The 14,825-nt window shown below is 72.0% G+C and carries 12 protein-coding genes; 7 read left to right on the top strand and 5 right to left on the bottom strand.

The window, feature by feature from the left end; translation table 11 throughout:
* Positions 1-213 precede the first annotated feature (213 nt).
* From Q0994_RS22415 to Q0994_RS22390, 6 genes are read left to right on the top strand one after another with little or no spacing between them, the layout of a single operon-like run.
* Entirely contained in the window at positions 214-1,386 is a 1,173-nt protein-coding gene (locus Q0994_RS22415; RefSeq protein WP_299537778.1) for an MFS transporter, read from the top strand.
* Positions 1,383-3,707: a molybdopterin oxidoreductase family protein gene (locus Q0994_RS22410; protein WP_299537777.1), complete on the top strand. Its 2,325-nt coding sequence runs from the start codon at positions 1,383-1,385 to the stop codon at positions 3,705-3,707. The genes Q0994_RS22415 and Q0994_RS22410 overlap by 4 nt, the downstream gene beginning before the upstream one ends.
* Before the next feature lie 6 nt (positions 3,708-3,713).
* Positions 3,714-4,316, top strand: coding sequence for a 4Fe-4S dicluster domain-containing protein (locus Q0994_RS22405; RefSeq protein WP_299537776.1), 603 nt, complete (start codon positions 3,714-3,716; stop codon positions 4,314-4,316).
* Positions 4,313-5,008 (top strand): Rieske (2Fe-2S) protein, encoded by a 696-nt coding sequence (locus Q0994_RS22400; protein ID WP_299537775.1) that lies wholly within the window; start codon positions 4,313-4,315, stop codon positions 5,006-5,008. Before Q0994_RS22405 ends, Q0994_RS22400 begins: the two co-directional genes overlap by 4 nt.
* Positions 5,005-5,379 (top strand): hypothetical protein, encoded by a 375-nt coding sequence (locus Q0994_RS22395; protein ID WP_299537774.1) that lies wholly within the window; start codon positions 5,005-5,007, stop codon positions 5,377-5,379. The genes Q0994_RS22400 and Q0994_RS22395 overlap by 4 nt, the downstream gene beginning before the upstream one ends.
* Positions 5,380-5,418: 39 nt before the next feature.
* The gene (locus Q0994_RS22390) at positions 5,419-5,655 is read left to right on the top strand and encodes a hypothetical protein (protein ID WP_299537773.1); all 237 of its coding nucleotides are present in this window, start codon (positions 5,419-5,421) and stop codon (positions 5,653-5,655) included.
* 211 nt (positions 5,656-5,866) lie between these two features.
* Here the strand turns inward: Q0994_RS22390 and Q0994_RS22385 are convergent, their stop codons facing one another.
* The 5 genes from Q0994_RS22385 to Q0994_RS22365 form a co-directional block, all read right to left on the bottom strand.
* Positions 5,867-6,349 carry a hypothetical protein gene (locus Q0994_RS22385; protein ID WP_363325567.1) on the bottom strand — a complete coding sequence of 161 codons (483 nt, stop codon included), beginning with the start codon at positions 6,347-6,349 and terminating at the stop codon, positions 5,867-5,869.
* Between the two features lie 580 nt (positions 6,350-6,929).
* The gene (locus tag Q0994_RS22380) at positions 6,930-7,799 is read right to left on the bottom strand and encodes an S-methyl-5'-thioadenosine phosphorylase (protein WP_299537979.1); all 870 of its coding nucleotides are present in this window, start codon (positions 7,797-7,799) and stop codon (positions 6,930-6,932) included.
* Positions 7,800-7,890: 91 nt separating this feature from the next.
* Positions 7,891-8,229: an FmdB family zinc ribbon protein gene (locus tag Q0994_RS22375; protein ID WP_299537772.1), complete on the bottom strand. Its 339-nt coding sequence runs from the start codon at positions 8,227-8,229 to the stop codon at positions 7,891-7,893.
* A gap of 65 nt (positions 8,230-8,294) precedes the next feature.
* Positions 8,295-9,575, bottom strand: coding sequence for an MFS transporter (locus tag Q0994_RS22370; RefSeq protein ID WP_299537771.1), 1,281 nt, complete (start codon positions 9,573-9,575; stop codon positions 8,295-8,297).
* 330 nt (positions 9,576-9,905) lie between these two features.
* Entirely contained in the window at positions 9,906-11,828 is a 1,923-nt protein-coding gene (locus tag Q0994_RS22365; RefSeq protein ID WP_299537977.1) for a potassium/proton antiporter, read from the bottom strand.
* A gap of 217 nt (positions 11,829-12,045) precedes the next feature.
* On the opposite strand from Q0994_RS22365, the gene Q0994_RS22360 reads away from it, so the two are divergent.
* Complete coding sequence (locus Q0994_RS22360) at positions 12,046-14,790, top strand: penicillin acylase family protein (protein ID WP_299537770.1); 2,745 nt, start codon at positions 12,046-12,048, stop codon at positions 14,788-14,790.
* The last annotated feature ends 35 nt before the right edge of the window (positions 14,791-14,825 follow it).

Raw genomic sequence — 14,825 nt, 5'->3', positions numbered from 1 at the left:
GGCCAGGGTCCGGCCATCGGTCCGACCATCGGCCCGGCCAGGGTCCGGCCAAGGTCCGGCATCGGTCCGGCGAGAGGGTGGGGCGGGGCCCGGCGCGACCGGACACCGCCCTCGCGGGAGAGCGCCCGGTCAGCGAAAAAAGTCCATGCGACTCTTTGCTTCCCAAAGGGCACAAAAGCAGCGAATCGCCCAGTTCGGTCCTAACGTGGGTGCGTGACCGAGCCGTCAGACGCTTCCTCAGACGCCGAACCGCCCACGCCGGGTGACGAGCGACCCGTAGCCGCCAACGCCGCCGGGGCCGTGGCCGTCGCACCGCCCGACCCCGGCAGGAGCCGCCTGGGATCCGCCGCCGCGGCCCTCCCCCGATCCGCCACCGGCCGTGCGACGCTGGCCGGCGTCGTCGTCTCCGTCCTGCTGATCCTCGCGATCGTGCTCGGCAGCAGGCTGCTCCGGGACTTCGACTCGGCGCTCCTCCCGTATGCGGTGGCGACGGTCTTCCTCGCCTTCGGCGTCGCCTACCGCTACACGGTCTGGGTGTCCGCCCCCGGCGCCAAGCGCCTCTTCAAGCAGGGCTGGCGCAGTCTGTTCTCCAAGGAGAACTTCCGCCGGACCCCCACCGCGCTGCCGAAGATGATCGCCACGTACCTCGGCTTCCAGAAGTTCCTCGGCGCCCGGTCCCACGCCCGGTGGGCCGCGCACCAGCTGATCTTCTGGGGCTGCATCCTGGCCGCGCTCATCACCTTCCCGCTGACCTGGGGCTGGTTCACCTTCACCAGCTCCACCGGTGCGGGCCCCGGCTACGAGATGCGCCTGTGGGGCGTGAAGATCCTCGGGTTCGACTCGCTGAACTTCATCGGCTGGCTGATGTTCCACGGCCTGGACGTCGCCGCCGTACTGGTCATCCCCGGCGCGTCGTACTTCCTCTGGCGGCGGATGAAGGACCGCGGCGCCGTCACCGGCCAGCGCTTCGGCTACGACCTGGTCCCGCTGATCGCGCTCATCGTCATCTCGGTGACCGGCCTGCTGCTCACCTTCTCCTCGATCTTCCTGCACGGCGGAGGCTACGAGTTCCTGGCCGTGCTGCACATGGTGGCGGTGGTCTTCACCCTCATCTACATCCCGTTCGGCAAGTTCTTCCACATCATCCAGCGGCCGGCCGCCGTCGGCATGCAGCTGTTCAAGTACACCGGCCGGCAGGAGGACGAGGTCTTCACCTGCCGCCGCTGCGGAGAGCCCATCGACACCGCGCCGTACGTCGAGAACCTGCGCGGGACCATGCGCGACCTCCGGCTCGACTTCGACGAGTGGGCCGAGTACTGCCCGCGCTGCAAGCGGGTCCTGCGGGGAAGCGCCTACCTCTCCCACGTGAAGAAGGGATTCAAGTGACCGCGGATCCGCGAGCCGCCGACACCCGCCCGGTCGTTCCCCTCGACCCGTCGCTCGCCCCGCCGGGCACCCGCGCCTTCCGCGACGCGGGCGGCATCCCGGCCGACAAGTGGCACGCCGACCAGGACGGCGAAACCCTCGTCCCCACCCACTGCTGCTTCTGCGGGGTGCAGTGCGGGATGTATCTGCGCGTCGACCGCGGCGGCAAGGTGTTCGGCGTCGAACCCCGCAACCACGACATCAACCGGATGCGGCTCTGCCCGAAGGGCATCAACGCCTACCAGCAGGTCAACCACCCCGACCGGCTCACCGCCCCGCTGATGCGCCGCTCGCGGGACGAGGAGTTCCAGGAGGTCTCCTGGGAGGAGGCCCTCGACTTCACGGTCTCCGAGATCAAGCGCATCCAGGAGACCTACGGCAAGGACGCCTTCGGCCTGCTCGGCGGCGCCAGCCTCTACTCCGAGAAGACCTACCTGGTCGGCAAGTTCGCCCGCGTCGCCCTCAGGACCCGGCACGTCGACTACAACGGTCGGCTCTGCATGGTCAGCGCCGCGGGCGCCAACAAGCTCGCCTTCAACATCGACCGGGCGGGCAACCCCTTCGCCGACATCCTGCAGACCGACTGCCTGCTCATCGCCGGATCCAACGTCGGCGAGTGCTTCCCCGTGCTGACCCAGTACGTGTGGGGCGCCCGCGACCGGGGCGCGACCCTGATCGTGATCGACCCGCGGGAGACCGCGGTGGCCCGTACCGCCGACATCCACGTCGCACTGAAGCCCGGCACCGATTCGGCGTTCTTCAGCGCGGTGCTCCAGGTGATCGTCGAGGAAGGGCTCACCGACGAGGCGTTCCTCGCCGCGCACTGCACCGGCTGGGACGAGGTCAAGGCCACCGTCGCCGGCTACCCGCCGTCGCGGGCCGCCGAGATCTGCGGCGTTCCCGAGGAGCAGATCGTGCAGGTGGCCCGCGCCTTCGGCCGCGCGCCCCGGGCCATGGCCTGGCACGCCCGCGGCATCGAGCACCACTCGCAGGGCGTCGAGAACTGCCTCACCGTGATCAACCTCTGCGCGGCCACCGGCAACATCGGCAAGCCCGGCGCCGGATACGGCACGCTCACCGGCCAGGGCAACGGCCAGGGCGGCCGCGAACACGGCCAGAAGTCGGACCTGCTCCCCGGCGGCCGTTCCATCATGAACGACGAGCACCGGCGGCAGATCTGCGAGATCTGGGGCATCGACGAGGCGGACCTCCCGCTCGCGGGGACGTCGATGATGGAGATGGTCTGGCAGATGCAGCGCCGCGAGATCCGCGGACTGATCGGCATCTGCAACAACCCCTTCGTCTCGCTGCCCCACTACAAGGTGGTCAAGGAGGGTTACGACGCGACCGAGTTCCACGCGCAGTTCGACTTCTTCCTCTCCGAGACCGCGGCCAACGCGCACGTCGTCTTCCCGGTCACCGTCTGGGCCGAGGACGACGGGGTGATGGCCAACGCCGAAGCCCGGGTGGTCAAGCACAACAAGGCGCAGGACCCACCGGCCGGCGTCCGGACCGACACCTGGGTGATGTGCGAGCTCGCCCGGCGACTCGGAGCCGGCGACAAGTTCGACTTCCCCGACTCCCGCTCGGTCTTCGAGGAGCTGCGGGTCGCCTCGCGCGGCACCGTGAACGACTACTACGGCATCACCTACGAACGGCTGGAGGAGACCGGCGGCATCGCGTGGCCGTGCCCCGAGACCGACCACCCCGGCACTCCCCGGCTGTTCGAGGACGGGAAGACGTACCACGCCGACGGCAAGATCCACCTGCAGGTCGTCGAGTGGCACCCCCCGATGGACCCCTACGACGACGACCACCCGATGTCGCTCACCACCGGACGGACCGTCGCCCACTTCCTCTCCGGCAACCAGACCCGCCGCCTCGGCGCCCTCGTCGAGCAGACCCCGCGGCCGTGGGTCGAGGTCCACCCCTCCCACGGATTCCGCAACGGCGACCCGGTCCGGGTGGTCACCCGCCGCGGCAGCCAGGTCTTCCCGGCCCTGGTCACCGACGCGATCCGCCCGGACACCGTCTTCGTGCCCTACCACTGGCCGGTGCCCACCGCCGCCAACGCGCTCACCATCGACGCGCTGGACCCCCGCTCGAAGATCCCCGAGTACAAGGTGTGCGCCTGCCGGATCGAGCGCGCCGTGACCCTCGACGTCGTCCCCTCGCCACCCGTCGCGCCCGGACAGGTGGCGTACCCCGAGACCCAGGTCTCACGGACCGACCCGCTGCCACCCACGTCTCCTCAGGGCCGTGGCACCTCGGAGAGGAGCTGACGCCCCATGATGGGCAGAACGATCTTCATTGATCCCGGCCGGTGCATCGGATGCCAGGCCTGCGTCTCGGCCTGCCGCGAGTGCGACTCGCACCGCGGCAAGTCGATGATCCACCTCGACTACACCGACGAGGGCCAGTCCGTCGCCTCCCTTCCCACGGTCTGCATGCACTGCGAGGACCCCGTCGCCCCGTGTGCCGAGGTCTGCCCCGCCGACGCGATTCTGATCACCGCGGACGGCGTGGTGCAACAGGCGGACACCACCCGCTGCATCGGGTGCGCCAACTGCGTCAACGCCTGCCCCTTCGGCGTCCCCAAGATCGACCTCGGGGCGAAGCTGCAGATGAAGTGCAACCTCTGCTACGACCGCACCGCCTACGGCCTCGCCCCGATGTGCGCCACCGTCTGCCCGACGGGCGCACTGTTCTACGGCACGCTCGAGGAACTCCAGGCGGAGCGTCCCGGAGTGCAGGTCGCCGACACGTTCGTGTTCGGCGAGACCGAGGTGCGCACCGGGGTGGCCATGGTGGTGCCTGCCGAGAAGGTTCAGTGGCCGGTTCCGGGCGGACTTCCGGTCGTCGAGATCAACGGGAAGGACGTCCGCCGATGAGCGTCACCGAACAGCCGCCCGGGGACCGGAACGTGACCGGGGACCCCAGGGAGGCGCTGCACGAGCGCATCGCGGCCGACGCGCTCACCACCCGCCGGGACTACCTGCGCATCGTCACCACCGTCTCCGGGGGCCTGGCCGTCGGCGGGCTGGGCGTCGCCGGCGGCATCCTGCACCGCCACGGCGACCAGGAGGACGGCAAGGGCATCGAGCCCAAGCGGATCGCCGACCGGCTGCCGCCCGGCGAGTCTCTTGCGTTCCGGTATCCCGGAGACGACGACCGTGCGGTGGCCGTACGCCTCGACGACGGCACCCTCGTCGGGTACTCCGCCGTCTGCACGCACCTCGCCTGCGGGGTGCTCTGGCGCAAGGACCGGGGCACCGAGGGGGAGCTGTACTGCCCGTGCCACGAAGGCGTCTTCGACGCCCGCACGGGTGAGGTGACGGCGGGGCCCCCGCCGCGCGGACTGCCCAAGGTGGTCGTGGTGGAACAGGCGGACGGCAGCATCTGGGCCCTCGGCACCACCCGGTCCGGCGAGAGCGTCCAGGAAGGGCTCTGCCGCCGGCTGGGTGACGACGACCGGGCCCTCGCCTCCCGGATCGGCTGCGCCGACGCCCCCGGCGCGGAAGGCCCCGCCGCGAAGGCCGCCGCCCCGCGGGCCGGAGCCGCTCCCGCGGGAGGGCGATCATGAGCGAGCCCCAGCAGCCTCCGCACCGCTATCCCGAGTTCCACCCGGGCAGCGCCCGCGCCGAACTCAACCGGCCGGTCAGGGAGCGCTACCCGCAGATCCGCCCCACCAGCGGCTACGGCGACCCGCGGGTGCGGCACACGGGTCCCGGTCCTGGCGCCGGCGTGGACCAGGAGCCGGAGCGCTCCGCCAAGCTCACGGCCCGCCTGGTGCTCGCCATGTCGGTGGTCGTCGGCCAGCTCTGGGGGCTGACCATCATCGTCAACGAATGGATGGAAGGGCACACCGGCACCGCGTGGTGGGGCGCCGGGTTCCTCTGCCTGTCCTTCCTCGTGGTCCTCGGACTGTGGTGGCTCGACCCCAAGGACCGCTGACCGCCCGGTGCCGGGCGGGGGCAGCCGTACCCTTGAGGTATGAGCACCGCCCCCGCCCCCGGACCGCGCGATTCGAAGCCGGTGCGGCAGTCGTCGCAGGACCGGCCGTCGGAACGGCCGCAGCCCGCCCCGAAGCCCGCACTGCACTTCGATGATCCGTTCGACCAGCAGTCCGCGGACGATACGGACCAGGGATGGGGCGAGCGGGCTCCGGGCGCCGGGAGCGCCGCGGATCTGGCCCGCTTCCTCGACGAGAAGCCGCCCCACCACATTTGACCGCCGGACGGTCCAGGAGAGCGCACGGCCGGGCGTCACACCGGGTCCGGGACGCTCCGGCCCCCGGGGGAGGGTCCGTCGCCGGAGGCCGTGCCCGTGCCGTCGGCAGGCCCCGGAGACGATCTCCCCGCGACCTACGGCAGCGCACGCCCGCTCCCGGCTTTTCCGTGACTCCGTCGGCTGAGGTGACCACGCGTCGTACGACGGAACGTCAGTGCGCATCGGTCACCGCCACGGCCAGCCTGCCCGAGGTCCCCGCGCCGACCAGCGCGGCCGCGGCGGAACGGTCCACGGACAGCACCACCAGAGCACCCTCGCCCGGACCCTCGCCCGGCACCCCCGCCGCCGGGAACCCCTGGCCGGGGAGGAGCGGCCGGGGCACTCGCGCCACCCGGACGTCCCTCGCCAGCACCCGCGCCGGGCCGTCCCGGTGGCCGCCGTCGATGACGTCCACCCGGTCGCCGGGGCGCAGCAGGCGGACGGTGGCGGCGTCGGCGATGCGGACCGGCGCGGACACCAGGTGCACGGGACGCGGACCGGGACTCTCGCGGGCGGTGGGAGTGTCGGGTCGCCCCGCGTCGGCGGCGAAACCGGGGGCGGCGAGCGTCGCCGCGGACAGGGCGAGCCCGGCCGCCACGGCGCGCCGCTGCCGGCGCAGCGCCCGGCGCAGGCGGAGCGTGCTGTGGCCGCGCACCCGCAGGGGGGCGAAGGGCGGGACCGCGCACCGCGGCGGTCCCTGATCGTCCGGCGGCGCGGGAAAGGGGAGCGTCCGGGACGCGCCCGCACGGGGCGGCGAGCCGCCTCCGGGCGACCGGGGCCCGCCCGTGCCGGGGGCGGGACCGCCGCGGGCGGGCCCCGGGGGCCAGTCGTACGGGGGAGAGGGCGGCGGGACCGGCGGGTCGGCGTCGAAGGCCGGCATGGAGGGGGCGGCCGAGGCGGGCGCGGAAGGGTACGGGTACACCGAAGCTCCAGGTGGGGGAGGGGAATCCGGCCGGGGAGCCGGTCGGACCCCCTCACGATCCCCTCTCCGCCGGAATCCCGTCGGAGCCTGTGGACAGCCCTTCCTCTGTGGACAACGGCGTCACCCACAGGAGCCCCGTCAGCCGCACGAGACCCGTCAGCCGCGCGAGACCCGTCACTCACGGAGCCCAAGAACCCGCAGGAGCCCCGGAACCCGTGCCGGCCCCATTGGCCAGTCACCCGAAGGTCCCCGGGCACCTCCCCGGGCACCCCGCACGAACCCCACGGGACACGCGTACCGCGGTCGGGAGGGATCAGGGCAGCGTGATCCCCGTGTCGATCCCCTCGACCGCGCTCGCGCACCCGCAGGTGCGGGCGTCGTTCGGCGGGAGCGCCGCCACCGCGTCGAACAGGACCTTGCGCAGCCGGTCCACGTTCTCGGCGAAGACGGCGAGGACCTCCTCGTGGGAGACCCCCTCGCCCGCCTCGGCGCCCGCGTCCAGGTCAGTGACCAGGGTCGTCGTGGTGTAGCAGAGGCCCAGTTCGCGGGCGAGCACGGCCTCCGGATGTCCCGTCATGCCGACGACCGACCAGCCCATCGCGGCGTGCCAGCGCGATTCGGCGCGGGTGGAGAAGCGCGGGCCCTCGACGACCACCAGGGTGCCGCCGTCGACGGCGTCCCAGTCCTGTCCGCGCGCCGCCGCCAGGGCCGCCCGGCGGCCGGTCGGGCAGTACGGGTCGGCGAATCCGAGGTGCACCACGTTCGGGACCGAGCCGTCGGCGAGCGGCTCGCCGTCGTAGAAGGTCTGGACGCGGGTCTTGGTGCGGTCCACCAACTGGTCCGGCACGATCAGCGTCCCCGGCCCGAACTCCGGGCGCAGGCCGCCGACCGCGCAGGGGCCGAGCACCTGGCGCACGCCCACGGAGCGGAGCGCCCAGAGGTTGGCGCGGTAGTTGATCCGGTGCGGCGGCAGGTGGTGGCCACGCCCGTGGCGGGGGAGGAAGGCGACCCGGCGGCCCGCGACCTCGCCGAGGAAGACCGAGTCGCTGGGTGCGCCGTAGGGGGTGTCCACCTCGACCTCGGTGACGTCGTCCAGGAAGGAGTAGAACCCGGATCCGCCGATCACCCCGATCCCGGCGCCGTCGTGCGGAGCGGCGGGCCCCGTGTCCCTGCCCGGATTCATGTCTGCGTTCGCCATGCGGTCACAGTAGCGGGAGCGCCGAAAGGCCCCGCCGAGTGATCGGCGGGGCCCGGCGGAGCGGGTGCGGGACGGCTCAGGCCGCGGAACCGCTCGACGACGCCGTCGTCGTGGACGACGAGGACGAGGCCGACGAACTGGACGAGGAGGACGACTTCGCGTCCGAGCTCGACGAACTGCTGGAACCGGAGTCGGACGACTTGGCGGTCGTCGACGCCGGGGTGCTGCTCGACGACGAGCCGCGGCTGTCGTTCCGGTAGAAACCGGAACCCTTGAAGACGATGCCGACCGCGGAGAACACCTTCTTCAGGCGTCCGTTGCAGTTCGGGCAGACGGTCAGGGCGTCGTCGGTGAACTTCTGCACCGCCTCGAGGCCCTCGCCGCATTCGGTGCACTGGTACTGGTAGGTCGGCACGTATCCTCCTGGCACTCTCACTCAATGAGTGCTAACGACGCTCCATACTGACGTATTCCGCCGGATCAGTCCACCGTGACCGGCTCGCGGTGACCCACACCACGTGCCACGGTCCGCCCGGCCGAAGCGGGACGGAGCCGGGAACGCAGGGCGAACAGGGTCGCCAGGGCCAGCACGGTGCCGCCGAGCGGGACCAGGAAACCGGCCTCCGCGCCACGCGCGTCGGCGAGCCGCCCGGCGATCGTGACCGCCGCGGCCTGCCCCAGCGCCACCGCCCCCGTCAGCCAGGTGAACGCCTCGGTCCGTGCCGAACCGGGCACCAGAGCGTCGACCAGCGTGTACCCGCTGATCAGCGCGGGCGCGATGGAGAGCCCGACCAGCAGTCCGAGTCCGGCCAGCAGGAAGGGGGAGTGCACCGTCCAGAGGGCGGAGGCGGTCAGGGTGAGCGCCGTGTACCCGACCAGCAGGCGGCGGCGCGGCCCGCTCTTCCAGGCGATCGCGCCGCAGGCGATGCCGGCCAGCATGTTGCCCGCGGCGAAGACCCCGTAGAGGACGCCGTTGACGCCGGGGCGGCCGATCTCCTCCGCGAACGCGGTGAGGGAGACCTGCATCCCGCCGAACACCGCCCCGATGCCGAGGAAGGCGACCGCGAGGACGCGCACGCCCGGCGCCGGGAGCGCCGACGCGCGGCGCCGGCCGTCCTTCGTCACGGGGTGCGGCGCGGGTTCGGTGGCGCGCTGCGCCGCGAACAGGATGCCCCCGGCCAGGGTCAGCACCGCCTCGGCGATCAGGCCGGCCGCCGGGTGCACGCCGGTGCACAGCGCCGTGGCGAGCACCGGACCGATGACGAAGGTGAACTCGTCCGTCACCGACTCGAAGGCGGCCGCCGTCGGTGCCAGCGGCGAGGCGGGCCGACCGGGCCCCGGCGCCAGTACCGCGGCCCAGCGGGCCCGGACCATGGGGCCGACCTGCGGGATCGTGGCCCCGGTCGGCACGGCGGCCAGGAACAGGGCCCAGAGCGGCGCCCCGGCCAGCGCGAGTGTGACGAGGGCGGCCACGGACAGGGCGTGCGCCACCACGCCGGGCAGCAGCACCCGGCGCTGCCCGAACCGGTCGGCGAGCTTGCCGCTCTGCGGCGCGCAGACGGCCATCGAAACGCCGGACACGGCGGCGACCGCACCCGCGCTGCCGTAGGAACCGGTGGTGTGCTCGACGAGCAGGACGATGCCGATGGTCAGCATCGCGAAGGGCTGACGTGCGGCGAAGCCCGGAAGATAGAAGGTCCACGCACCGGGGGTGCGCAGCAACGACCCGTAACCGGGGCGTCCGGAGACCGTGGTCGCCACGGCCTTGCCTTTCTGCCGCCTGGTGGCACCGTCGTCCGTCGCCGTGCGGCGTGCGGGAGTTGCCGAGAGCTGTCCTCTTCGCGCGGAACTGCGGTAGATGCCGGGCGGTCCCGCCCCGGAGGGGGGTGCGCCTCGACCGCCATACGGTCGCGCCAGCCCTGCGTCAGGCAGAGTTGGTCGATCAGATGGTTCCGATCGTACAGGGACCGGACGCGACGCCTCCGGGTCCGTGCGGGTCGCACCGGACGCCGTGGCCCGGCCCCCGGGGAAGGGGCCGGGCCACGTAAGGGTGCGTGGGCACCGGACGCGCGTGCGTCCGGCGGCCGTGCGTCAGGAGTGCGCCTTGGCGTTGTCCGGTCCCTCGGCCGGCTCGACCCCGCCGGACACCGTGGCGGACTCCGGGCCGCGCGCCCGCCCCCGCCGGTCGCCGCCGTCGCCGGAGCCGCTGCCGTCGGCGGGGCCGGTGCCGTTGCGTCCGCCGGGCTTCCGGTCGGTGCCGCGCGGGCTCTCGGCCCACCCCGCCGGCCTGGAGTTCCCGCCGCGACCGCCCGTACCGCTGCCGCTTCCGCTGCCGCTTCCGTCCGGTCCGCGCCCGCCGCCGGGGCCGCGTCCGGAACCGCCGGGGCCGTGGGGGCCGGTGTTCCGGCCGCCGCCGGCCAGCCGCTTCACCAGGCCGGCGAGCTGGGCGAGGCGCGCCAGCTGGGCCAGGTGGACACGGCGGACCAGCCGGGCGGGCTTCGAAGCGGGCTTGCGGGCCGGGGGCTTGCCGGTGCCGAGCCAGCCGGCCAGCTTGCCGCCCTCGCCGACCGCGTGCAGCCGGGCCTCGGTCGCGTCGCGCACCGGGTCGGTGGCCACCACCAGCAGTTCGTCGCCGCGCCGGAGCACGGTCGACGGGCCCGGTACGAAGCTGTTGCCGCCCCGCACCACCAGGGTGACGGCTGCCCCGGCGGGCAGCCGCAGCTCGCCGACCTCGACGCCGTGCATCTTTGACTTGGCGGGGATCGCCACGGACAGCAGGTGTCCCCGCAGCCGTTCCAGCGGCGCCGACTCGATGCCGAGGTCGGCGGCGTCGGCCGGGTCGTCGCGGATGTGCAGCGCCTTCGCGAGCCAGGGCAGGGTCGGCCCCTGGATGAGGGTGTAGACGATGACGAGGACGAAGACGATGTTGAAGACGCGGGTGCTGCCGTCCATGTCGGACACCATGGGGATGGTGGCGAGGATGATGGGGACCGCGCCGCGCAGCCCGGCCCAGGACATCAGCGCCTTCTCGCGCCGCGGCAGCCGGAACGGCGCGAGGCTGACGAAGACCGACAGGGGCCGCGCCACCACCGTCAGCACCAGCCCCACCACGACCGCGGGCCAGAAGTCGCCGACCAGGTCGTGCGGGGTGACCAGCAGGCCGAGCAGGACGAACATCCCGATCTGGGCCAGCCAGCCCAGTCCGTCGGCGAAGCCGCGGGTGGCCGGCCAGTGCGGCAGCTTGGAGTTGCCGAGCACCATGGCGGCCAGGTAGACGGCGAGGAACCCGCTGCCGTGCGCCATCGCGCCGGCCGCGTAGGAGGCGACCGCGATGGCCATCACGGCGATCGGGTAGAGGCCGGAGGCGGGCAGCGCGACGTGGCGCAGGCCGTAGGCGCCGAGCCAGCCGACCGCGAGGCCGATGGCGGCGCCGATGGCGAGTTCCAGCGCTATCTCGCCGATCAGGACGTACCAGTGCTCGACCGGACCGGCGACCGAGAACGCGACGACGAGGATGACCACGGGGGCGTCGTTGAAGCCCGACTCGGCCTCCAGCACGCCGGTGATCCGGGACGGCAGCGGGACGCGCCGCAGCACCGAGAAGACCGCGGCGGCGTCGGTGGAGGAGACGACCGCGCCGATGATCAGCGACTGCCGCCAGTCCAGCCCGACGAGGTAGTGGGCCCCCGCCGCGGTGACGCCCACGCTGATGCCCACGCCGACGGTGGAGAGCACCGCGGCGGCCGGCAACGCGGGCCGGACTTCCTTCCACTTGGTGCCGAGTCCGCCCTCGGCGAGGATCACGACCAGGGCGGCGTAGCCGATCACCTGGGTCAGCTCGGCGTTGTCGAACTGGACGTCGAAGATGCCGTCCTGGCCGAGCGCGATGCCGATGCCGAGGTACAGGAGCAGGCTGGGAAGCCCGCTGCGCGACGAGATCCGCACCGCCGCCACCGCGACGAGCAGGACGAGTGAGCAGACCAGCAGGAGTTCGTTGAGCGCGTGGACAGTCAGGGTCCGTTCCTTCCCTGCGTGCGCCTGCCGGATCGTCCTCCGGCGGCCAGTTACTTCGTTACCTTACCTAATCTTTAACGCTTCCTTGACGCGTTCGGGCATTCGGGTGGGCCCCGCGCATATGGATGTATCTCCATACCGCGTCCGAGCGGGTTCGGCGCTGCGCCTATGGTTGCCCTTGCACTTCCAGGACCACCCTGCCCCTCGAAGGACAGCGATGCCCGCCAACACAACCGTCTCCTCCGGTTCTTCCGACGTGAAGAAGCCCGGCAGGAAGAAGAAGGGGCGACGCGCCCGCCTGATCGTCCTCGTCCTGGTCCTGGCCCTCGTCGCGGGTATCGGCTACGGCGCTTACTGGTCCGTGTCCACGGTCCGTGCCTCGTATCCGCAGACCACGGGTTCGACGACGCTCGACGGGCTCTCCGCCGACGTCGAGGTCCGGCGCGACGACTACGGGATCCCGCAGATCTACGCGGACAGCGACGCCGACCTCTTCCGCGCCCAGGGATTCGTCCAGGCGCAGGACCGCTTCTACGAGATGGACGTCCGGCGGCACATGACGTCCGGACGGCTCTCCGAGATGTTCGGGGCGGGGCAGGTCAAGACCGACGCCTTCCTGCGCACGCTCGGCTGGCGCCAGGTCGCGCAGAAGGAGTACGACACCGTCCTCACCGCGGAGACCAAGAAGAACCTCCAGTCGTACGCCGAGGGCGTCAACGCGTACCTCAAGGGCAAGAGCGGCAAGGACATCTCGGTCGAGTACGCGGCGCTCGGGCTGACCAACGACTACGCGCCCACCGAGTGGACCCCGGTCGACTCGGTCGCGTGGCTGAAGGCGATGGCCTGGGACCTGCGCGGCAACATGCAGGACGAGATCGACCGTTCGCTGATGACCAGCAGGCTCTCCACGGCGCAGATCGCGGACCTCTACCCGGAGTACCCGTACGACAGCCACCAGCCGATCGTCTCCGAGGGTGCGGTCTCCTCCGCCACCGGAAAGTACGACCCGGACGCGCAGCCCGCCGACGGGGTCACCGGGCAGAGCCTGGCGGACGCCACCGAGGGCCTCAACACCCAGCTCTCCGCGCTCTCCGACACGCTGGACGAGATCCCCGCGCTGCTCGGCCCGAACGGCAACGGCATCGGGTCGAACTCCTGGGTCGTCTCCGGCGAGCACACCACCACCGGCAAGCCGCTGCTGGCGAACGACCCGCACCTGGCGCCGATGCTGCCGTCGCTCTGGTACCAGATGGGGCTGCACTGCCGGACGGTCTCGGGGTCCTGCCAGTACGACACCGCCGGGTACACGTTCTCCGGGATGCCCGGTGTGGTCATCGGCCACAACCAGGACATCGCCTGGGGCCTCACCAACCTGGGCGCCGACGTCACCGACCTCTTCCTGGAGAAGGTGGACGCGGACGGTTACCAGTACGACGGCAGGACCGTGCCGTTCACCACCCGTGAGGAGACCATCAAGGTCGCCGGCGGGAAGGACCGGAAGATCACCGTCCGGGAGACCAACAACGGTCCGCTCGTCTCCGACCGGGACGGCGAACTGGAGAAGGTCGGCCAGAAGGCCCCGGTGGGCAACTCCGCCCCCGACCGCGGCGACGGCTACGCGGTCGCGCTGAAGTGGACCGCGCTCCAGCCCGGCAAGACGATGGACTCGGTCTTCGAGATCAACCGGGCCAAGGACTTCACGTCCTTCCGGGCCGCCGCCGCGCACTTCGAGGTCCCCTCGCAGAACCTCGTCTACGCGGACACCGAGGGCCACATCGGCTACCAGGCCCCCGGCACCATCCCGGTCCGCAAGGCGGGCGACGGCACCCTGCCCAGTCCGGGCTGGTCCTCGAAGTACGGCTGGGAGAAGGACCCGATCCCGTTCGACGAGCTGCCCTACGAGTACGACCCCGCGCGCGGCTACATCGTCACCGCGAACCAGGCGGTCGTCGACAAGAGCTACCCCCACCTCCTCACCGAGGACTGGGGCTACGGGACCCGCAGCCAGCGGATCAACGACCTCATCGCGTCGAAGCTCAAGGGCGGCGAGAAGATCTCGACCGACGACATGCAGAAGATGCAGATGGACAACACCAGCGAGATCGCCGCGCTGCTGGTGCCCAGGCTGCTGAAGATCAACATCGCCGACAAGGACGTCCGCGAGGCGCAGAAGCTGCTGGAGGGCTGGGACTACACCCAGGACTCCGACTCGGCGGCCGCCGCCTACTTCAACGGCGTCTGGCGCAACATCCTCAAGCTGGCGTTCGGCGACAAGCTCCCCAAGGAGCTGCGCGTCGAGGGCGACTGCATCGCCGTTCCCCGTGCCGACTCCACCGGCCCGGTCGACGAGCAGAACACCCTGGTGCGGGAGTGCGGCCGGAGGGACGCGGACACCGCGCAGCCCGACGGCGGCGACCGCTGGAACCAGGTCGTCCGCGACATCCTCGACGACGAGGACAACGCGTGGTGGAAGGTCCCGGCCAAGGGCCGCGAGAAGGCCGTCGACAACCGTGACCAGCTCTTCGCCCGCGCCATGGACGACGCCCGCTGGGAACTGACGGCCAAGCTCGGCAAGGACCTGTCCAGCTGGAGCTGGGGCCGGCTGCACCAGCTCACGCTGGAGAACCAGACGCTGGGCACGGCGGGCCCGGACCTGCTGAAGCGGGTGCTGAACCGGGGGCCGTACAACCTCGGCGGCGGCGAGGCGGCCGTCGACGCGACCGGCTGGAACGCGGCCGGCGGTTACGAGGTCGTCTGGGTGCCCTCGATGCGGATGGTGGTCAACGTGGGGGACTGGGACAAGTCCCGGTGGATCAACCTCACCGGCGCTTCCGGTCACGCCTTCAGCGCGCACTACACCGACCAGACGGAGAAGTGGATCGACGGCGAGCTGCTCGACTGGTCGTTCGGTGACCGGGCTGTCGGAGCGTCGACCACCGACACGCTCACGCTCAAGCCGTGAGCACGGGGCCGGGAGCCGCCGCTCCCGGCCCGCCC

This window comes from uncultured Streptomyces sp. (assembly GCF_947488945.1).
In the GTDB taxonomy this organism is placed as follows: domain Bacteria; phylum Actinomycetota; class Actinomycetes; order Streptomycetales; family Streptomycetaceae; genus Streptomyces.
This window is presented reverse-complemented; position numbering and strand designations above follow the sequence as displayed.